21 protein-coding genes are annotated in these 19496 nt (G+C 69.5%); 1 reads left to right on the top strand and 20 read right to left on the bottom strand.

Annotated elements, in window-relative coordinates; all coding sequences use genetic code 11:
• Positions 1–51 precede the first annotated feature (51 nt).
• From VHB92_RS13615 to VHB92_RS13540, 17 genes are all read right to left on the bottom strand, one after another.
• Positions 52–3129 carry a DUF7507 domain-containing protein gene (locus tag VHB92_RS13615; RefSeq protein ID WP_325454308.1) on the bottom strand — a complete coding sequence of 1026 codons (3078 nt, stop codon included), beginning with the start codon at positions 3127–3129 and terminating at the stop codon, positions 52–54.
• A gap of 288 nt (positions 3130–3417) precedes the next feature.
• Complete coding sequence (locus VHB92_RS13610; RefSeq protein ID WP_325454307.1) at positions 3418–4923, bottom strand: helix-turn-helix transcriptional regulator; 1506 nt, start codon at positions 4921–4923, stop codon at positions 3418–3420.
• A gap of 306 nt (positions 4924–5229) precedes the next feature.
• On the bottom strand, positions 5230–6327 hold the full coding sequence (locus tag VHB92_RS13605; RefSeq protein WP_325454306.1) for a hypothetical protein: 1098 nt from the start codon (positions 6325–6327) through the stop codon (positions 5230–5232).
• A 193-nt stretch (positions 6328–6520) separates the two neighbouring features.
• The gene (locus VHB92_RS13600) at positions 6521–7015 is read right to left on the bottom strand and encodes a YfcE family phosphodiesterase (RefSeq protein WP_325454305.1); all 495 of its coding nucleotides are present in this window, start codon (positions 7013–7015) and stop codon (positions 6521–6523) included.
• A gap of 37 nt (positions 7016–7052) precedes the next feature.
• Positions 7053–7277: a hypothetical protein gene (locus tag VHB92_RS13595; RefSeq protein ID WP_325454304.1), complete on the bottom strand. Its 225-nt coding sequence runs from the start codon at positions 7275–7277 to the stop codon at positions 7053–7055.
• On the bottom strand, positions 7270–7920 hold the full coding sequence (locus VHB92_RS13590; RefSeq protein ID WP_325454303.1) for a DUF6328 family protein: 651 nt from the start codon (positions 7918–7920) through the stop codon (positions 7270–7272). Before VHB92_RS13590 ends, VHB92_RS13595 begins: the two co-directional genes overlap by 8 nt.
• 4 nt (positions 7921–7924) lie before the next feature.
• On the bottom strand, positions 7925–9277 hold the full coding sequence (locus VHB92_RS13585) for an Nramp family divalent metal transporter (protein WP_325454302.1): 1353 nt from the start codon (positions 9275–9277) through the stop codon (positions 7925–7927).
• Between the two features lie 118 nt (positions 9278–9395).
• Positions 9396–10064 (bottom strand): DUF1345 domain-containing protein, encoded by a 669-nt coding sequence (locus VHB92_RS13580; RefSeq protein ID WP_325454301.1) that lies wholly within the window; start codon positions 10062–10064, stop codon positions 9396–9398.
• Positions 10054–10287, bottom strand: a complete 234-nt coding sequence (locus VHB92_RS13575; RefSeq protein WP_325454300.1) for a hypothetical protein — start codon at positions 10285–10287, stop codon at positions 10054–10056. The genes VHB92_RS13580 and VHB92_RS13575 overlap by 11 nt, the downstream gene beginning before the upstream one ends.
• 163 nt (positions 10288–10450) lie before the next feature.
• Complete coding sequence (locus tag VHB92_RS16695; RefSeq protein WP_414653117.1) at positions 10451–10555, bottom strand: LPXTG cell wall anchor domain-containing protein; 105 nt, start codon at positions 10553–10555, stop codon at positions 10451–10453.
• Positions 10556–10572: 17 nt separating this feature from the next.
• Positions 10573–10878 (bottom strand): hypothetical protein, encoded by a 306-nt coding sequence (locus VHB92_RS13570; RefSeq protein ID WP_325454299.1) that lies wholly within the window; start codon positions 10876–10878, stop codon positions 10573–10575.
• A gap of 352 nt (positions 10879–11230) precedes the next feature.
• A complete protein-coding gene (locus VHB92_RS13565; RefSeq protein WP_325454298.1) occupies positions 11231–12379 on the bottom strand; it encodes a Vms1/Ankzf1 family peptidyl-tRNA hydrolase in 1149 nt (382 codons plus the stop codon).
• 53 nt (positions 12380–12432) lie between these two features.
• Complete coding sequence (locus tag VHB92_RS13560; RefSeq protein ID WP_325454297.1) at positions 12433–13272, bottom strand: SDR family oxidoreductase; 840 nt, start codon at positions 13270–13272, stop codon at positions 12433–12435.
• A 93-nt stretch (positions 13273–13365) separates the two neighbouring features.
• On the bottom strand, positions 13366–13827 hold the full coding sequence (locus tag VHB92_RS13555) for a pyridoxamine 5'-phosphate oxidase family protein (RefSeq protein WP_325454296.1): 462 nt from the start codon (positions 13825–13827) through the stop codon (positions 13366–13368).
• Positions 13824–14450: a dihydrofolate reductase family protein gene (locus VHB92_RS13550; protein WP_325454295.1), complete on the bottom strand. Its 627-nt coding sequence runs from the start codon at positions 14448–14450 to the stop codon at positions 13824–13826. Before VHB92_RS13550 ends, VHB92_RS13555 begins: the two co-directional genes overlap by 4 nt.
• Positions 14447–14959, bottom strand: coding sequence for an SRPBCC family protein (locus tag VHB92_RS13545; RefSeq protein ID WP_325454294.1), 513 nt, complete (start codon positions 14957–14959; stop codon positions 14447–14449). The genes VHB92_RS13550 and VHB92_RS13545 overlap by 4 nt, the downstream gene beginning before the upstream one ends.
• Complete coding sequence (locus VHB92_RS13540; RefSeq protein ID WP_325454293.1) at positions 14956–15327, bottom strand: metalloregulator ArsR/SmtB family transcription factor; 372 nt, start codon at positions 15325–15327, stop codon at positions 14956–14958. The genes VHB92_RS13545 and VHB92_RS13540 overlap by 4 nt, the downstream gene beginning before the upstream one ends.
• A gap of 366 nt (positions 15328–15693) precedes the next feature.
• On the opposite strand from VHB92_RS13540, the gene VHB92_RS13535 reads away from it, so the two are divergent.
• Entirely contained in the window at positions 15694–16176 is a 483-nt protein-coding gene (locus VHB92_RS13535; protein ID WP_325454292.1) for a hypothetical protein, read from the top strand.
• A 72-nt stretch (positions 16177–16248) separates the two neighbouring features.
• Here the strand turns inward: VHB92_RS13535 and VHB92_RS13530 are convergent, their stop codons facing one another.
• The 3 genes from VHB92_RS13530 to VHB92_RS13520 form a co-directional block, all read right to left on the bottom strand.
• Positions 16249–17568, bottom strand: a complete 1320-nt coding sequence (locus VHB92_RS13530) for a hypothetical protein (protein WP_325454291.1) — start codon at positions 17566–17568, stop codon at positions 16249–16251.
• A gap of 98 nt (positions 17569–17666) precedes the next feature.
• Complete coding sequence (locus VHB92_RS13525; RefSeq protein WP_325454290.1) at positions 17667–18809, bottom strand: NAD-dependent epimerase/dehydratase family protein; 1143 nt, start codon at positions 18807–18809, stop codon at positions 17667–17669.
• Positions 18806–19496 (bottom strand): MTAP family purine nucleoside phosphorylase (locus VHB92_RS13520; protein ID WP_325454289.1); only part of this gene is annotated, 691 nt, incomplete at its 5' end. The genes VHB92_RS13525 and VHB92_RS13520, both read right to left, overlap by 4 nt.

Genomic DNA, 19496 nt, shown 5'->3' with positions numbered 1-19496 from the left:
ACGGCCGGCACCGGTGCAGGGTGCCGGCCGTTCCACTGTCGGCGCGAACGATCAGCTCGTGCGGCGACGGCGCTGCAACCAGGCGACAGTCGCGGCGAGTATGCCGACGATCAGCAGCCCGAGCCCGGTCATGCCGGCGACGAGCAGGTCGCTACCCGTGCTGGCCAGACCCGCGGGCGCCGCGGGGGCGACTTCGGTCACCTTCGCCGTCGACGGGTCGGAGGTGAGCGGATCGCCGCCCGGCGTCGTGCCGGTCACCGTCGCGGTGTTCGACAGCGTGCCGCCTGCAGCCAGGTCGGCCGCGACCACGGTGTAGGTGGCGGTGCAGCGGATGGACTGGCCGGGAGCGAGCATGGTCGTGCTCGGGCACGTCACCTGCGAGAGCGTGCCGTGTCCGGTAAACGTTCCCTCGTTCACCTTCGGGTTCGAGATGTTCACGTTGCCCGTGTTGGTCACGACGAACGTGTAGGTCACGACCTGACCGACGGTGGTCACGCGAGTGGTGTCGGCCGCCTTCACGAGAGTCAGGGCCGGGCGCGGGTTGGTCGGCAGCACCACCGGATCCGACGTGCCCTCGGGCGTCGGGTCGCCGTTCGGCTGGGTGCCTGTCACCGCTGCCGCGTTGCTGATCGATCCGGCGTCGATGTCCTCCTGCGTCACCGTGTACGTCGCGGTGCAGGTCTCGATCTGGCCGGGCACGAGGGTGATCGGTCCGGTCGGGCACACGACCTCGGACAGCGTTCCGTGGCCGGTGAACCCGGTATCGGTGACCTGCGGATCCGTGACCGTCACGTTGCCCGTGTTGGTCACGGTGAACGTGTAGGTGATCTTCTCACCCACGGCGGCAGCGTCGACATCCGCCGTCTTCACGATCGACAGCGACGGCGTCGCCGGGATGCCCACGTTCACCGTGTTCGACGGCACCGGCTGCAGCGGATCGCCCGACGGCGGCGTCGCGGTGACGGTCGCCGTGTTCGTCAGCGTGCCGGCATCCACATCGGCCTGCGTCACGGTGTACGTCGCGGTGCAGGTCTCGATCTGGCCGGCGATGAGCGACGTCTGCGGGCAGTCGATCGCCGACAGCTGGCCCGTGCCGGAGAAGTCCGTGTCGTCGATCTGCGGATCCGTAAGCGTCACGTTCCCGGTGTTGGTCACGACGAACGAGTAGGTGACCACCTGACCGGCTTCGGTCACCGTGTCGCGGTCCGCCGACTTCACGATGGAGATGCCGGGCGCCGGCGTCTCGGGAATCGTGACGGTCGAGGGATCGGACGGCACCGGAGTGTCGGAACCCTCGGGGGTGCCCTGCGCCGTCGCGCTGTTCTCGACCGAGCCGTTGTCGACGTCCTCGGGCGTCAGCGTGTAGCTGGCCGAGCAGATCATCTGCTCGCCCGCCACCAGGGTGCTGGACGGGCAGGAAGGCTCCGTCAGGGTCCCGGTTCCGGTGAAGTCGCCTTCGATCACCTCGACGTCGTTCATCGTGACGTTCCCGGTGTTCGTGACGGCGAAGCGATACGTGATCACCTGGCCTGGCTGGTAGGAGTCGGCGTCCGACGGATCGGCCGACTTCACGACGCTGATGGCGGGAGCGGCCACGACGGCCGGCGTCGACGTGGTCGACGGGTCGGAGGTGACATCCGCCCCGGCGGGCGAGGTGCCGCCCGCCGTCGCGGAGTTGTCGACATGGCCTGCCTGCGCATCCGCCGCCGTCACCGTGTAGACAGAGTCGGCGGAGCACGTCTCCGACTGGTTGGGAGCCAGCGTGGATGTCGGGCACGTCACGCTGCCGGCCTTCGCGTCATCCACGTGCACACCGGAGACCGGGACATCGCCCGTGTTCGTGACATCGAACGTGTACTGGATGGTGTCGCCCTCATCGGTGACGCCGTTGCCGTTCACGTCGACTGGGGTTCCCGCGTGCTTGACGATCGACAGCGCAGGCGACTCGAACGCCACCGTGGCGGTGCCGGGCTCGTCGAGACCCGTGGTCGTCACGTTGTCGGGGCCGTTCGTGTACGAACCGGTAGTGGACGACGTCACGTTCACCGTCACCGTGCAGGATGTCTGCCCGGCGTTGAGGTTGCCCGTCACCGCGACGGTCGAGGAACCGGAGGCGGCCGTGACGGAACCGGAGGGGCACGTGGTGGCAGCGCCGGACGGCGATGCCACGGTCAGACCGGACGGCAGGGCATCCGAGAACGACCAGCCGTTCTTCGCCGCGAGCTCGCTCGTGTTCGTCACGGTGAACGTCAGCTTCGAGGTGGCTCCGGTCGGCACGACGGCGGGGCTGAACGACTTGTCGAGCTGGGGCGTCACATCCAGGATGCGGATGTTGTCGAATGCCGCGTCGTTGCCGACGCCGGATCCGTTGGCGTTGACCATCCGAACACCGAGGGTGGAGCCGCTGAACAACACGGAGCCGTTCGCCGCGTACGTCCCGACGTTCACGGTTCGTGCCGGAAGAGTCCCGTACGCGGGAACGTTGACCGGTGTGCCGGATGCGCACGCGTTGATGACTCCGCCCACGTTCGTGGCGTTGCCGTTCTGGTCGAGGAAGGAGAACTGGTAGAGCGGAGCGGAGACCTGGCAGTTGACGGCGGCCGTGTCGACGCTGAACGTCAGATAGCGACCGCTGGCCGAGGCGAGCGGGATGTTGTCGACGGTCTGGAACTCCCTGGCGTTCGCGCCCGGGTTGTTCTCCGTGTAGGCCGTGACAGCGTGGTTGGCCTGCGGTGTCGCATCGCCGTTGTGGGCGCCCAGTGCGTAGGCGAGCTGGCCGAGGTTGGACGTGTCGCCGTTGTTCGTGCAGTTGCCGAGCGAGGTGTACGGGGTGTTGAAGCTGCGGATCTGTCCGTTGCAGTTCGTGAGCCACCCGCTGTCGGCCGTGTACTTCTGGCCGTTCGTACCCGTGTAGCTCGTGAGGACCACCGGCGTGGTTCCTGTGCCGTTCTCGAAGCCCTCCTGGAACACCACGGAGCCGGCCTGTGGAGTGCCTGGGCTGCCCGGCGCCGCGTGCGCGGACTGTGGAGACAGCACGACGGTCGTGGCCGCGACCGTTCCCAGCGCGAGAGCGAGGGCGCCGATGGTGGCGACGATCCTCAGCCGGCGCGACCGCAATCGTGGAAGCACGCCGCCCTTCGCTTCAGATCCTGCTGTCTCAGATGCCCCGAATCGCACCTAGTTCCCCCAGTCGTCAGAGAAGCTGCACGGGGAACGTGCGCCGCGATCCGATACGTCAGGCCGAGCGTCGACCGGTGCTCGATCGCACGCGTGCCACGCCACCGACGATGATCGTGCGGCACGGTTCGTGCACTCCCCGAGAGTCCGCACATCAGTCAACCGGGCGGCGCGATCGGCGTGCAAGCGGTTCCGGAGCTTTTCACCCCGAAATTCACCCGCATCACCCCCGGGCGGGGGTCACGACGTGATCCGCGCCAGCCAGAGCGCCTCCTCGCGGTTGTGGGCGCCGAGCTTGCGGTACAGACCTCGCACATGGCTCTTCACAGTGTTCGGGGACAGGTGGAGCGCCGTGGCGAGCTCGGCGATCGATTTCTCCTCCGCCAGTCCGTTGAGAACCTCCCGCTCCCTGCGGGTGAAGCGCGGGGGCCTTCGCGGTTGGAAACGAACGGGGATGCCGTCGACCGGCATCGCGAGCAACGGGCCCAGCCACGTGCGCAGCGCCGGCGAAGCCTGAGTGAGGCTGACGCGCGACCCGCTGGAATCGATGGATGCCGCCGCGAACTCCAGGGTGTGGGGTGCGACCGACCCGGAGGCCGCGCGCTCGGACTCCGCGTAGACGACCGCCCGGCCCGCCTGATGCGACAGCGGGATACCCGTGGTGGACTCATCTCTCTGCAACAGGGCGATCGCCTCCTCCGGATCGCCCATGAGCCATGCCTGGCGGGCCCTGGCGAGCTGCAGACCCGACCAATGCGTGTTGATTCCGTGCGTCTCGAGCACACGCTGCGCATGGCGCAGATCACCGGCCGATTGGTACAGCGTGACGAGGTCGGCTCGGAGCGCGGCACCGCCCAGCGACCGCGGAGCGGAGCGAGCACGCTGGGCGAGCAACACGTGGCCGATCTCATGGATCGCGTCCCAAGGAGGGCCCGACAGCAGCGCCGTGATCGCGCGCACGTGCACAGGCATCCACCACCATGTGCCGGCCTCGATCCCCTCGACCTGCTCGAGCGCGGCGCCCGCAGCGGAGTCGCCTGCAACGGCGGCACACAGGGCTTTGGCCATGAGACCCGGCTGCTGGTAGTGGAACCGCACCGTGCCCGGGCCGCACGGCCGATCGTCGGCGTTCCCTTCGAGCAGCTCCCGGGCCTGCCGGTACCGCTCTGCCAGCGCGTACGCGAGCGCCAGATGCTGCCTGGCGTACGGCGCCCACGGATGCTCGTGCCGCATCGTCGCCCAGCGCAGGGCTTCGGCATAGAGCGAGACCGCACCCTCCGTGTCGGCGACGAGCAGCTTCGTCGTGCCGCAGAGCAGGAGCACCGAGGGAAGAACGTCGTGGAAGCCGGCCATGTCATCCGCGTTGCGCACGAGTTCCCACACCCTGTCGGCCTCGGCCGCCGCCTCGCCGTAGCGACCCGCGGCGACGAGCTGACCCATGCCGATCTGGCGAAGCACCATCAGGTCGCGGGCCGCCGGGCGCCGTTGCGACGCCACCCAGGCGGCGAACCGTTCCCTGGCATGGTCATCGATCGACAGCACGGGCCGTGCCGCGGCGACCGCGATCGCCCGGCGCAGCGCGTTCCGCGGATGGTCCTCGTACCATTGCGGGCCCGCGCTGGTGAACACCCTGTCGAGAAGCGCCGGATCTGTGAACAGATAGAAATAGAAGCTCTCGTCGAGCACCCGGACGACGCCGTCCCAGTCGCCCGATGCGACCACCTGCGCAAGCTCAGACTGCTGCACGTTGATTCTCCCGTCAAAACACTGCTGCTCTTCGTCGCCGACCGTCCGGGCAGACTGCCAAGGGCCGACCGCCCAGATCGGACGGTCCGAATCGGACAGCCCAGGTCGGCCGCCTCGGCCGGCGATACACCCGTTCCGCGTGCCGGTAGGCCTGCGGCGACGCCCGGCGCGCGGGTTTCGTCGTCACCGCCGATCACGGACATCACACGACGAGGGTTCGTCGAGGAGACGGTCCGGATCCCGGCCTCCACCCGTCGCCCGCGCAGCATCGTTCGATGCGCGCGTGCCGGGTGGAACGGTGCGATGTCAGTCGGGAGCGGAGTCGGTTTCGAAAGTCGGGACGAGGGGAAGACGATCATCGAGCGGACCATCGGTCAGGCGACCGACCTGTGCTCCGAGCACAGCGCCCTCCTGCGTCGCCGCGGGCGCGGAGCCCCCTGGCGATCCGTTGCCGCTGCCAGTGCCTGAGCCGGCGCCGGAGGTCTGCCGTCCGGGATCGGGGCCATGGGGTGGCGGGTAGTCTTCGTGGGCCCGCTGGTGGGGCGATGCAGCTTCCACGCTGACGCCGACCGCGCCTGGCGGGGTGCTCGGCGCGGTGCGCGACTGCCGGAGGGCGACGGCAGTGGATGCCGGTGCGGCGGGCGCCGGGACAGCATCCGACGGCTGCGCGTCGTGTGCTGCGCCGGTTCCGGGAGCGGTGGGGACTCCATCGGCCGGCGGCGCACCGGACGCCGGCGGCGCCGCGCCTGTGCCGGAGGAATCGGGCGGACCGAGGATGCCGCCGACCAGCACGTCGGCGTCGCCCAGGACGCCGTCGACGACACCCGTCACCGGAGCCGTCACGCTCACGAGCTGTGCGAGACCCGAGCTCACACCGGGCCCCAGGACCGGGACCGCGCCGACCAGCCGGCCGACGGCGCCGGTGACGGACGCGACGGTCTGCGTGACCGGTGCCGACGGCGAGGCGGATGTTCCGGCATCCGGTGTGCCCGTGGGCGAGCCGGAGACAGGCGTCGCGCCGACGGGCGGGGTGGTTGGCGGGGTGGTGGCGGGCGGAGTGTTTGCAGGCGGCGCGGTCGACGACGCGGGTGCGACGACGGATGACAGCGTCGAGGTGACGGCATCCACCGTGTTCGAGACGGGGGTCGTGACGGCTGTCAGCAGCGAGCCGACGGATGCGAGCAGACCGGATCCGGGTAGACCGGCACCGGCACTCGTGCCGCTCGTCGAATCCGAGCCGTACTGTGCGGCGCTTGAGGAAGGCGTGGCTGCTCCGGTGTCTGCGGCCGAGGCGGACATCGCACCGAACGCGAGGCCGAGCACGACGAAGCCGCCCGCGGCCGCCGCGGTGCAGAGCAGCAGACGCAGCAGACGCAGCAGCCTTCTCGGCGGCGCCGGGGCCATGGCCCGTTCCATCGATGCATTACCCCCAATGCAAACGCTCGTCTAGAGCCTAGTGGTGTCACGGACGTGCACGCGCCCGGGCGGCCCTGTCCTGCCGTCCTGTGCTGGAGCTGCGCACGATGCCGGCGGTGATCCTGTCGTCAGCGCTCGACGGCACGACGACAGGCGCAGTCGCCCTAGGCCCGCCGTCGCACTACAGGTACACGAACCGCACGTCGTCGAGACGGTCGTTCTCGACGACGATCTCGAGGTAGCTGGCGCGGGGCTGCCGACGGCGGTCGGTGGGGGAACCGGGATTGAGCAGCCGCATCCCCGCCGGCGTCACCGAATCCCACGGAATGTGGCTGTGACCGAAGACGAGCACGTCCACGTCGTCGAACGCCACGTCCATGCGCGCTTCCCTGCGGTGCGCCGCGCCGGTCTCGTGCACCATGGCGAATCGCATGCCCTCCACCCGCCATCGCGCCACCTCCGGCAGCACGGCGCGCACCTCGGATCCGTCGTTGTTGCCATACACGCCTTGCAGCTCGGCGCGCGCCCGGATGCGCTCGACGAGCTCGAGCGAGACCCAGTCGCCCGCGTGCGCGACGAGGTCCACGCGGTCGATGGCATCCCACACCTGCTCGGGCAGGTCTCGCGCTCGACGCGGCACGTGGGTGTCGGCCAGCACCAGTAACGAGGTGGTCATGAATCGCTCGCGACCGGCGGTGTCGCGCCCGCCTCGGTCACCGTGACGCTTCCTCCTCGACGTCATCGGCGAGCGCCTCGACCGCTTCGGGTCGCAGCTCGATGTCCTCGGCCTTCAGCCGTCTCTCCAGCTCTTCCGCCGTGTCTCCGCGAACGCGACCGTGCTCGATGTCCTCGACGAGATCCTGGGCAATCCGCTCCACGGCGGCCACAGTATCGTCCTGAGACCCGTTGTCGGCCATGTCTCGTAGGAAGTCAGCCATGATCTGCCCTTTCCTCATCCCTCGCGTACCCTGACGCCGCGGAAGGCCGACGGCCTCCCTCGCGCCCATCCCTCGTCGTCGGCGACGCACCCGAAGGCTCGCCATTGCCGACAGCGCCGTGCCTGGCCATCGGCTCGTCGTCGCCTGCGGTGCCCGATCGCCGGAGCGCCAGCGGGTAGACGAGCAGCCACATGATCATGGCGACGGCTGCCGCGATGCCCGCGATGACCCCGGCCGTCAGGGAGGCGACCACGTCGAACAGGAAGAACACGACGCCCGAGGTGAGCGCGGCGACGAGGCTGAGAGCGATGACCAGCAGACGATTGCCCTGCGTCACGAGCCACTCCTTGCGTCTGCGCCGGAACATGGCGCGATGCAGGGCGACCGGGAGGAGTCCGACGGCCGTCGTGGCCGCAGCGAGCACGATGAGGCAGAGGTAGATGACCTTCTGATACCCGCTGAGGTGCTGGAACGACTGCTGGAAGGCGACCGTGAGGAGGAATCCGGAGAGGATCTGCGTGCCGGTCTGCGTGACCCTGAGCTCCTGGACGAGCTCACCCCAGTTGCGGTCGGCACGCTCGTCCCGCGTCTCGTCCCGTCCGTGACGACGATCCGCCGTCGGCTCGGATGCCATCAGCTCCATGCGCTCATCCTCCCGCGACGGTGTACCAGATGCCGTACGCTCCGCCAACGCACATCACCACCGTCGTCAGCCATCCCAGCGATTGCGAGAGCCATCTGTTGCGGTACTTGCCCATGATGCGCCGGTCGCGGCCGATGAGCATCATGATCACCAGGAAAGGTCCTGCCGCGATGCCGTTGACCAGCGCGGAGAACACGAGCAGCTGGATCGGATTGTGCACGAACACGGCCAGCACCGTTGCCGCGAGGATGCCCACGGCGATGAGGCCGTAGAACACCGGCGCCTTGGCCGGGCTCTTCTCCAGACCCCAGTTCTTGTCGAGCAGCGCGGCCAGGCCGGCGGATCCCGACGCAGCCAGCACGGGGACCGCGAGGATGCCCGAGCCGATGAATCCGATCGCGAACAGTGCACCCGCCCACGTTCCGGCCACCGGCTCCAAGGCCTTCGCCGCCTCGGCCGCGCTGGACACCTTCTCGTGGTGCGCTCCGAGGGTTGCAGCGGTGGCCGCGATGATCGCGAACATGATCAGCACGCTGAACACCATGCCGGTGAACACGTCGATGCGGCCGCCGCGAAGCCGCCGCTTGGCCCCCGACGCGCTCCTGTCCGAAAGGGACGGCGCCTTGGATCCCTTGAGGTCCTCGTCGCGCAGCTGCTCGACGCGTTGCGCCGTCTGCCAGAAGAACATGTAGGGGCTGACCGTGGTGCCGAAGACGGCAACGGCCAGCCCGAGATATCCGGGCGTGAAGCGGAACTGGCCGCCCGCGAGTCCGAGCAGCACCTCGCCCCAGTTCACGTGCGCGACAAAGAGCACCCCGACGTACACCAGGAGCGCCAGACACAGCCATTTGAAGATGCGGCCGATCCACTCGAACGACCCTGCGGTCAGCGCGATGGCGATCCCGATGCCCGCGGCGGCCGACCAGAGCGGGGCTGGGCCGGCATGGATGAGCTGCATGCCCTGCCCAATGGCCATGAGGTCCGCCGAGAGGTTGAGGCAGTTCGCCACGACGAGCGCGACGACGAGCACGACGACGGCGGCGCGCGCGCCGGAGCCGAATCGGCGGCGGATGAGCTTGCCGAAGCTGTCGCCGGTGGCGAGCGCCATGCGGTCGCACATCTCCTGTGTGGCCATCATGAGCGGCAGCGAGACGGGGACGGTCCACAGCAGCCCGTTGCCGTACGTCGCACCAGCCTGCGCGTAGGTGGCGACCCCCGATGGGTCGTCGTCGGCGGCTCCGGTCACGAGCCCCGGGCCGAGCACCCGGAGGAATCGGAGCACCGGGCTCGGCCGCCCCTCCTTCTCCGCGCCGCCCGTGTCGCGCGATGTCGTCGTGCTCTTCGCGTGCGCCTCCATCGTTCGTGCCGTGTCCTTCCCGATCCTCGCCAGCATCGGCCGCGCGGTCTCTCAGCGACAAGGCCTTGCGCGGCGGGAGCAACGCGCACTCGGGCACCGAGGCATCCCGAACGGAGCGTCAGGACGACGTCGAGAGCCCCGCGACGAGGTTCACGGTAGTGGCGAGGATGACGGAGCCGAACAGGTATGACAGCAGCATGTGCTTCAGCACGGCCGATCTGATCTCGCGCGAATGCAGGTTGGTGTCTGACACCTGGAACGTCATGCCCACGGTGAACGCGAGGTAGGCGAAATCGAGGTAGTGCGGGGGCTCGTCCATGTTGAAGTCGATGCCGCCCTCGGGCTCGGTGTAGTAGAGCCGCGCGTAGCGCAGGGTGAAGAGCGTGTGGATGAGCAGCCAGGACAGCCCGACGCTGACGACGGCGAGCGCTGGCGCGAGTCCCTTCTCCCAGTCATTGCCCGAACGTGCGGCGATGAGGCTCACCCCGATGGCACCCAGGCTCGCCACGCTGGCGATGATCAGCAGCACATCGGTGGATGCCCGGGTCGTGTCCTCCACCCTCGCGTGCTCCCGGGTCTTCTCGTCGTCCAGCCGGCGAACGGCCAGCCAGCACCACAGCACGTAGGTGATGCACGCGACGTCCCACCCGATCACGGGCGCGTCGGCCTGTGCGCCCAGCAGTGCGGATGCTCCCCCCGCGATCAGTCCGGCGATCGCCATCCCGATGATGCGATGATGCGACCTGAGCCGCAGCCATCCCCGCTGGTCCGGTGTCTCATCGGGCATCCGATCGCCTCACCTCGTGCCCTCGCGCTCCGTGGCGTCTGCGCCACCGGTACTCCAGCAGGAGCGACACCGCCAGACCGGCCAGCACGAAGACGATCACGAGCCACAGCAGAGCGAGGGCGCCGGCGAGCACGACCGACACGAACAGGACGAAGCCGAGGGCGTAGAGGCCTGCTGCCGTCCACGTCAGGGTGTCGGTCGTTCTTCTCGTCGGTCGTTCCACACCGGCACCTTGCACCATGACGCGCGTCGAGTGAACCCGTTGCGAAGCCGCGAAGATCATGGCAGAACGACGCTGCCGGGCCACCGACGAGTTCGTCGGACGGCCCGGCAGCGTGCCTGTCATTCGCGATGCGGCCTAGGCAGCTCGGCCTAGGCAGTTCCGCCTATGCGGTGCGGCGCCTGCGGATCAGCGCTAGGGCGATGCCGGCGAGCAGCAGCCCCAGTCCGCCGAGCGCCCAGCCGACCACGTTGCTTCCGGTATCAGCCAGAGGCGCGGCCGGATCTTCTACGCGGTGCTTCGTCGTGCAATCCGGGTTCTGGTGACCCCGTCGGCGACGATGGGCGCCTGCAGCACCACCGCTGTTCCCTCGATCTGCGTGCCGAGGTTGCAGGTGAGAGTCAAACCGTCAGCCGAGATGCTCGACGCAGGCGTCACGCCACCCGTCTTGCAGCCGCTCGGCACGGAGCCGAAGTGCCCGTTCTGCGCCGTGATCGTCACCGTGACGTTGTCCACCGGGTCGTTCGCCGGCGCCGGGGCGTCGTCGTTCATGTTCACCCGCCACACGCCGGTGACGACGTCGCCCGACTTCACCGTCGTGGGGGGTTCCGTCCGCCCACGACGCGGTGATCTGGTACACGGGCGCCGCCGACGCCGGTGCAGCGCCGACCAGGACGGTGCCCAGCGTCATCGCACCGGCGACAAGTGCGACGATCCACCGCCGCGGCGTGCCCATGGTGAACCGAACCGATTCGCGAACGTGTCTGTTCTGCCGTGCGGACACAGGTGTCCCCCTCGTGCTACCTGCCGGTCGCCGATGCCCCCGAACGCCCGGCGATCGCGGTCAGGTACCGGCGAGGGGGAGACGCGCTCACCTCGCGCACGCGAATATCACCTCGAAAATCACCCGTCGGGCCCCTCGGACGGGGGATGGAAGGGTTACAGTTCAGACGGAGCCTGCCACGCCGTTCTCGCGCGGCCAGCGCAGCGCGGCGAATGGCTCGGGCACCGGGCTGTCGGGCATCGGCTCGCCGGCGGGCGGCTCTTGATCTTCTGCGACCAGCACCGTCGCACCGCTGAAGAGCGCAGCGCGGGCCAGCGCCTCGGCAGCCTGCACCCGCCCGAGGGACCGCGCCGCCGCTCTGTCGTCCTCGCCGACGGCCACCCACGGCTCGGCGTCCAGCGCCTCGAGCGTCTCATCCGTGCCGAGCTCACGGGCGTCGAGCACGAGCGTGTCGACCTGCGCCTCCTGGAGTGCCGCGACGACCTCGCGCACGCCGTGTGCGCCGTTCCTGCCGCCGGCCGCTGCGGCGCGGTCGCGCGCATCCGTCACGGCCTTGCCGAGTCGCTCGTCGATGGCACGCACGATCGCGTCGTCGAGAGCACCGGCGTCCGCACCATCCGCCTTGGTGTGGGCGTCGACGTCGATCGTGATGGCTTTCACGCCGGCCGGCAGGGCATCCTCCAGCAGCTGCCTCGCCCGCACATCGCCCGCGACCACGACGAAGCTCGGGCGCTGCTCCTGCACGATGCCTTCGAGAGCGTCGGCCACCTCGGACTGCGTCTGCTTCCAGATCTCCTCGGAGTGCGTCTGATACCGCTTGTGCGACCAGCCGCCCGCCTGCACCTTCGGCAGGCTGTCCGTTCGCCCTTCCACCTCCGCCGCCTCCTGGGCGCCTGTGCGTCCCGCGAGCTCGACACGAAGGTGCGCGCCTTCCCGGCCCGCCTCGACCACGACGTACCGGATGTCGTCTGCCCGGTGCCGAAGGAGCGGCAGCACAGGAGGGATGCGCCCGTACCCCACCTGCTCGGGCCCCAGTCGGCGGCCCACGAACCTCTCGACGACCTCGGCAGCCCCGTTTCGCACCAGCAGGTAGATCACCGACGGGCTCGGGATGCCGGCGTCGGATGCGACAGCATCGTCGACCGCCTGCACGTCGGGCTCGGGCGCACCGCACTTGCGAAGCTCGTCCACCAGCGCATGGCGTCTGCTGTGCTGGGCGGGCTGGGGCTCGTCGCCATGGTGGTCCAGGTATGCGAAGGTCCACATGCCATCGCTGGCGAGGATGCTGGAGAGTTCGGCTTCGTCAATCATGTGAACTCCTTCCGGAGATCGCCGGAGACACGGACGGTCGGTGGAAATGGCGGTCAGAGAATGGGCCGGCCTCCCGTGACGGCGACGCGCGCACCGGAGATGTACGACGCCTCGTCGCTGGCCAGGAGCACGTAGACCGGAGCGAGTTCGGCAGGCTGAGCCGGACGACCGAGCGGGGTGTTGTCGCCGAATTTCGCCACGTGCTCCGCCGGCATCGTCGACGGGATGAGCGGCGTCCACACCGGCCCGGGCGCGACGCTGTTCGCGCGGATGCCACGCTCCCCCAGCAGCTGCGCCAGCGACGCGGTCATGTTCGCGATGGCGGCTTTGGTCGCGGCGTACGGCATGAGGGTCGGCGACGGCGCATCCGAGTTCACCGACGACGTTCCGATGATGGAGCCGCCCGAAGACATGTGCGGCAGCGCCGCCTTCACGAGATAGAAGTACGCGCTGAGGTTCGTGGCGATGGTCTTGTCCCACTCGTCGTCGGGGATGTCCTCGACCTTGGTGTACGTGCGCTGCATGGCGGCGTTCGAGACGACCACGTCGATCTTGCCGAACTCCTTCACGGCGGCATCCACGAGACGACGGCACTCTGCGGGATCGGAGATGTCGCCGCTGAGCGCGACGCACTTCCTGCCGGCCTCGGTGACCCAGTGCTCGGTGTCGCGGGCGTCATCCTCTTCGTCGAGATAGCCGAATGCGATGTCGGCGCCTTCTCGCGCGAACGCGATGGCCACAGCCTTCCCGATGCCGCTGTCGGCGCCCGTGATGATCGCGACCTTGCCCTGCAGCCGGCCGCTGCCCTGATACGACTCCTCGCCGTGATCGGCCTTCGGCTGCAGCTCGGCCTCGGTTCCCGGCGGGTTCTGTTGCTGCTCCGGCTGACTCATAGAGCACCGTCCTCTCCGTATCGATGGGGTGTGCCGACGATGATCGTCGTCACCCGGCATGGCTCGAAGGGGTTGACAGTCGATCCGGGCGGATCAGACCTCGAGCGTCATGTCGAGAACATTGCCGTGCTCGGGATCACCTCCGCGCACGAGGATGTACGACCTGCGCAGCCGAGCGAGGTAGACCGCCATCGGACCCTTCGGCATCAGGTCGACCACGGTCAGCCGCTTGCCTTCCGGCAGCCGGTCGTTGAGGGCGGCGATCGCCGGCTCCACCTCGTGGGACGCTGCGAGCCTCGCATCGGCGTCGAAATACGCCGCCTCCGCCCGTCCGACCTCGACCGTTGAGTCGAAGACGCACACGGCTATGGACGGATGTTCGGCGATCGTTCGAGAATGACGGCTCTCCGGTGAGGAGACCCAGCAGATGCTGTCCGCGCCGAGCGGTGCGAAGAACACCGGAGTCGCCCACGGTCGTGCGGCCAGATCAGCCGTCGCGAGCACGAGGTACCGATTGGCCTTCAGGATGCAGTCGATCGCTGCCCGGTCGCTCACCGATCGGGCCCGCCCGCCTCATATGTGAGATGCACAGCGTTCGGTGTGCGCCGCACGTCCCGCTGGACGAGCCGTCGTGACGAACCACCCGTGAAGAGCGGCGTTCCCGACCCCAGGAGGACGGGAGCGAGGTGAACGGACAACGTGTCGACCAGGCCGGCCGACACTGCCGAGCCGACGGTGGCTCCGCCGCCCATGATGACCACGTCGAGGTCGCTGCCGGAGGCCGCCGATGCCGCCTGTGCTCTCTCACGAGCGACCGCGATGGCATCCGCGAAGCCCGTGGTCACGAAGGTCCAGTCGAGGCCCGTCAATCTCACCGAAGCCGGTGCGTTGGAGGTCACGACGACGAACGCCGGCTTGGCTGCCTCCCGCGCGCCGTATCCGATCTCGTCGCTCCAGCCGCCAGGCCCGTCGACCACGTCAAACAGCCGGCGGCCGAGCACCACCGCTCCCGACCGCGCGGCGCCGTCACTCAGCAGCTTCTGCTCATCCGGCTCTTCCGAGAATGCCCACTCGTGCAGTGCATCCCCGCCGTCGCCCAGGCCGTTCTCGGGGCCCGGGTCTGGTCCGGTCACGAAGCCGTCGAGCGAGACGGAGATGTCGGCGATCACCTTGGTCACTGTGCTCGCCTCCCGTCCGCGGCGTCGCGCAGAACGTCGTCGCGCAGAACGTCGTCGAGCTTCTGGTATCCCTCGTCGACGCCGTGCTCCATGCCGGATGCCAGCATGCTCTCGAGGGCTTCCCGCGACGGGAAGACCGACCGGTTGGTCAGGCGTGAGCGTGCCGCGCCGAGCGACTCGAAGCGCACGGTGTCCAGGCTGACCTGGTCGGGCGCACGGAGGTACTCGAAGGTCTGGATGACGAGTTCATTCGGCACGATGGTATGGAAGACGCCGCGGAACGCGGAGACCTCGCCGTCGGCATCCTTCTGCTCGAAGGCGTACCCACCGCCTGTGCCGAAGTCCCACCGCGAGATCGTGGTCTGCAGTTCCCGCGGACCGATCCAACGGCGGAACGCCTCCGGTTCGGCGTGCGCCTGGAACAGCGCATCGACCGGGGCTTCGAACTCGCGGGTGATATCGAGTGCCGACGTTCCCGGAACGGTCTCGATGACGACCGGTTGGCTCATGATTCCTTCTCCTTCTTCGTGTGGCGCCCATCGGATGCCGCATCCGACTCGGCGAGCACGTCGTCGAGTCGGCGGTACTTCGCCTCTGCCTCCAGCCGGTATCGGTCGATCCACGAAGTGAGCCGTCCGAGCGCCGCTGCATCCACGTGCACGGGGCGCCGCTGCGCATCCCGGGTACGCCAGACGAGCCCGGCCGCCTCGAGCACGCTGATGTGCCGCGAGACCGCCTGCAGGCTGATCTCGAAGGGCTCCGCCAGCTCGCCGAGCGTGGCCGATCCTCTGCTGAGGCGGGCGATGATCGCACGCCGCACGGGATCGGACAAAGCCGCGAATGCCTTGTCGAGCTGATTCTCTGTCGCTGTATTCAATGGATCCCTTTATCAACTACATTATTGAATACGGTACGCGCCATATTCGGCGGCGTCAAGCGCCGGGGCGAAGCGGTGGCGGTGAGGCCGAAATCAGGAGGACGGTGGCTTCGCGTGCATATGGCGGGCGAAGGGCCGCGCGTCCTGATATGGGTAGCGGTCCCCTGCACAGCGGCGTCCTCCACAGTGGCTCCCTGCACAGTGGCCTCTGCAATTCAGGATGGTGGCCGCTTCAACCGCATATCGCGGCCGAAGGGCCGCATCTCCTGATTACGGCGGGAACGGCGCGACGGCGGGTGAAGCACCTTCTACCCTGAGAGGTCAACCCCGAAAATGCGGCATCGCCGATTCGTATTCTGGAGCGTCATGAAGGAGTTGATCTTTCCCGGTCGAGCAGTGCTCGTGGGAGATGCCGCGGCCGACGCGGTGGTTGACTACAGCGCGGTGCTGACCCGGATGGACAGCGCCGACACCATCGAGTTGCGAGCGCTCGACGAGAAGGGCCGCAACGTCGAGGTCTACTACATGCTCGGGAGCGCCGCCCCGGTGATGGCGCAGACCGTCGAGACCGAGCAGGCGGAGCCCGACAACGCCGAAGCCGTGCGATACATGCAGGCGGCCATCCGTCGGCTGGACCCCAACCTCGTCGACTCCGTCTACGACGAGGAGGCGGACTCGGCGGACTTCCGGGGCCACCGGTCGCGTTCGCGCGATCACGGCGGGCCGGAGGTGGCCTCCGACGTCAGGCAGTCCGCTTCAGGGACGTCGGGCAGTGGGGCGGGCGGGGCGGACGAGCATCCTTCGGTCGACCGCCACTCGGATGCGCAGCGCTTCGGCCGGTCCCAGTAGCACGCCGCGACTCGCGCATCGGGGCTCACGCACACGGGGCCCGGCGCACACGGAGCCGACGCACGCGAGCGCTCACCAGCCGGTGAGCAGGAGGTGCTGCACGAGCAGCGCCGTGGTCAACTGGATCGCCAGCCCCGCTCGGCGCCACCGGGCGGAGAGCAGGGCGGCCGCGATGAGCAGCCATGGTTCGAACGGGAGCCAGATGCGCTCCACCTCGGCCTTGCTCATGCCGGAGAGGTCCGCGACGACGACGCAACCCAGCGCGGCCAGCGCGAGCAGCACGACGGTGCGCGTCTGACTCGGGGCGCGGACCGCCGTTCGCAGCCTGGAGAAGGCTGCGGCGACCGTCGCTCCCACAACGGGACCGGCGCTGAAGCAGAGCGCCGCGAGGTCGCCCCACACCCAGTAGGAATACGGGCGGTTGCGCTGAACGCCGTCGTAGTAGCGGCGCACGAGCACCGGGTACGCCTCCCACCAGGCGAAGCCGCCGGCGGCGAACGCCAGCACCACGGCGAGCGCCGCACCGGCGGCCCAGGGCAGCGCACGCCAGGATCGCGCGACGACGAGCACGGCCAGCGCGAGGATGCCCAGCACCGGCAGGCCGTACGACATCATCACGCAGTAGCCGAGGGCGAGACCGGATGCGACGGCCCACCCGGCCATCGCTCTTCGCGTCGACGCGCGTGCCGCCAGCGCCAGCAGGCACAGGCCCCAGGCCGCGAACGCGCCGAACACGGCATCCGCCGACACGGCCATCCACACCGCTGCCGGCCCGAGCACAAGGATGGGCGCCGCGCGCCGGGCCGCCCGCTCGGCGCCGAGCACCTTCAGCGTGAGGAGCACGGCGAGCGGGGTGGTCGCAGCGATGACGGTGACCGCCGTGCCGGCCGCGAGGCCGCTCCCCAGACCGAGGTGCACGAGCGCGACGAAGAAGAGCAGGGCGCCTGGCGGATGCCCCGCCACGTGCACCGGCCAGTGGTGGGTGCTGTGCAGCGGGATGCGCGACACGTACTCGTGCAGCAGCGCGATCGGATCCGTGACGGAGCGAGCGGTCCGCAGGTACTCGTAGCTCGTGTCGAGGATGTGGCCGATACCGCCGAGCCCGTCGACCGTCGCGAGTGCGAGCATCCATGCCAGGCCGTAGCCGAACGCGAGCCCTAGCAGGGGCCCCCACCTGAGGCGTTGCGCCAGCCGCGGCGCGGCGACCACGGCGGCGACGGCGAGCAGCACGGCCGGCACGGTGCCCGGGCCGAGGCGCGGCATCCACTGGGCGTGCAACGGCGGGAACGACCTGACGTGCACGTCCCATCCGGTCAGGGCGGGAACGAGGATGCCTGCCGCCATCACGACGAGCGCGACCGCCAGTCCGGCAGCAGCGACGCGGGAGCTCACCGGCGGCGGCTCGTCTGCGACCAGCGGGCCGTGGCTGGACGGACGCTGCTGCGGCGACCCCGCCGGCCCGGGTGCACGCCGCCTGCTGCCGGCTCGCATCACGTCGCCCCTGCCATTGCCCGCAGTGGCGCCGTCGCGAACTCGCGCACGCCGTCCTCGAACGAGACGGCGGTGCGGAAGCCCAGCTCTCGTCGAGCGCGATCCGCCGATGCTGTGATGTGCCGCACATCGCCGAGCCGGAACTCGCCCGTGACGATCGGATCCGGCCCGCCCATGGCCCGGCTCAACGCGAGCGCGAAGTCGCCGACGGTGCGCGGCTCGCCCGTCGCCACGTTGAAGGCCCGCACCGATCCGGGTTCCTGCCGCGACGTCCATTCGATGGCAGCCAGGTTCGCGGCGGCCACATCGTCGACGTGCACGAAGTCGCGGCGCTGTCCGCCGTCCTCGAACACCCTGGGCGGCTCTCCCCGCTCCAGTGCCGAACGGAACAGCGACGCCACTCCCGCATAGGGCGTGCCCTGCGGCATGCCCGGTCCGTAGACGTTGTGATACCGCAGAACGGCCGCGCTCGCACCGGTCGCCCGCGCCCACACGCGAACGAGGTTCTCCTGCGCCACCTTCGTGGCGGCGTAAACGTTGCGCGGGTCGAGCGGGGAGTCCTCGCCGATGGATTCCGGCGTGAGCGGGTGCCCCGTGCGCGGCGACAGGGGCTCGAAGCATCCCGCTTGCAGGTCGGCCGGCCGTCGCGGCGGCGCGGCCACGACCTCATCGCCGTCCCGATACCGCCCCTCGCCGTACACGACCATGGACGAGGCGAGGACCAGCCGACGGATGCCCGCTCGTGCCGCCTCGGCGAGCAGCACCGCGGTGCCCAGCTCGTTGCTCGCCACGTAGTCGGGCGTGTCGTCGAAGTCCACTCCGAGGCCGACCTTCGACGCCTGGTGGCAGATCACGTCGACACCCTCGAGCGCCCGCGAGACGGCAGCGGCGTCGCGCACGTCCGCGTGGACGAACTCGAGTCGGGCGGCGTCGCATCCGGCGGCTGGCGAGGGTGCCGGCGAGGCGGCCAGCGCAGCGCCATCCTGGCCTCCGCTGGCGGACTCATCCGCTTCGCGTCGCGGATGCACGTCGTCGCGCAGAGAGTCGAGCACCCGCACGTCCCATCCGCGAGCGAGAGCCGCAGCGACAACTCGGGAGCCGATGAACCCTGCGCCGCCCGTGAGGAGGATGCGCGGGCTCACCGCGGCGCCCCGGGCTCCGACACGCGATCCGCAGTGGGATCAACCGCTAGCAGGCGGCGCACGGCATCCTCGGGGATCCTCACCCGAGGCGTGAAGCCGGCGGGGATGGCCGAGACGATCGCCCCAATGCAGGCACGCAGCCGAGGTTCGGCCTGCGCCATCCGCTCCAGCACGAGGGCGGGGTCGACGGCCTCGGCTTCCGTGTCGCCCGCATCGACGTCGGTGACGAACGAGAGGTTCACGACGTCGAGATTCAGCTCGGCGGCCAGCGCGGCCTCGGGGTACTGCGTCATGTTCACGAGGTGCGCTCCCAGATCCCGATACCAGCGCGATTCCGCGCGCGTCGAGAACCGCGGACCCTGGATGACGACGGTCGTGGCCGCGGGCACGACCTCGTGTCCCGCCGCCGCGAGTGCGCTCGCGGCGATGCCGCGCAGCTCGGGCGTGTACGGGTCGGAGAACGGGACGTGCTGCACGTCGCCCCCGTCGAAGAACGTGTCGGCACGGCCCCACGTGCGATCGATCAGCTGATCGGGCAGCACGAACGAGCCGGGCGGGATGCGCGTCGAGAGCGAGCCGACCGCCGACGACGTCACCACAGCCCGCACGCCCAGCCGTGCCAGCGCCCACAGGTTCGCCCGATACGGCACGCGGTGCGGCGGCAGCGAGTGCCGGGCTCCGTGCCTG

Origin of the sequence: Humibacter sp., assembly GCF_035547335.1 — a bacterium.
Taxonomy (GTDB): Bacteria; Actinomycetota; Actinomycetes; order Actinomycetales; family Microbacteriaceae; genus Humibacter.
Note: the sequence above shows the minus strand (reverse complement) of the source record. Positions and strands in the feature narration are given on the sequence as shown.

Bases quoted from the DNA above. Each gene is read 5' to 3' on its own strand.
- VHB92_RS13560 (WP_325454297.1), bottom strand. From the start codon at position 13,272: ATGAGTCAGCCGGAGCAGCAACAGAACCCGCCGGGAACCGAGGCCGAG.
- VHB92_RS13605 (WP_325454306.1), bottom strand. From the start codon at position 6,327: ATGGCCCCGGCGCCGCCGAGAAGGCTGCTGCGTCTGCTGCGTCTGCTG.
- VHB92_RS13580 (WP_325454301.1), bottom strand. From the start codon at position 10,064: ATGCCCGATGAGACACCGGACCAGCGGGGATGGCTGCGGCTCAGGTCG.
- VHB92_RS13595 (WP_325454304.1), bottom strand. From the start codon at position 7,277: ATGGCTGACTTCCTACGAGACATGGCCGACAACGGGTCTCAGGACGAT.
- VHB92_RS13565 (WP_325454298.1), bottom strand. From the start codon at position 12,379: ATGATTGACGAAGCCGAACTCTCCAGCATCCTCGCCAGCGATGGCATG.
- VHB92_RS13545 (WP_325454294.1), bottom strand. From the start codon at position 14,959: ATGAGCCAACCGGTCGTCATCGAGACCGTTCCGGGAACGTCGGCACTC.
- VHB92_RS13590 (WP_325454303.1), bottom strand. From the start codon at position 7,920: ATGGAGCTGATGGCATCCGAGCCGACGGCGGATCGTCGTCACGGACGG.
- VHB92_RS13535 (WP_325454292.1), top strand. From the start codon at position 15,694: ATGAAGGAGTTGATCTTTCCCGGTCGAGCAGTGCTCGTGGGAGATGCC.
- VHB92_RS13585 (WP_325454302.1), bottom strand. From the start codon at position 9,277: ATGGAGGCGCACGCGAAGAGCACGACGACATCGCGCGACACGGGCGGC.
- VHB92_RS13600 (WP_325454305.1), bottom strand. From the start codon at position 7,015: ATGACCACCTCGTTACTGGTGCTGGCCGACACCCACGTGCCGCGTCGA.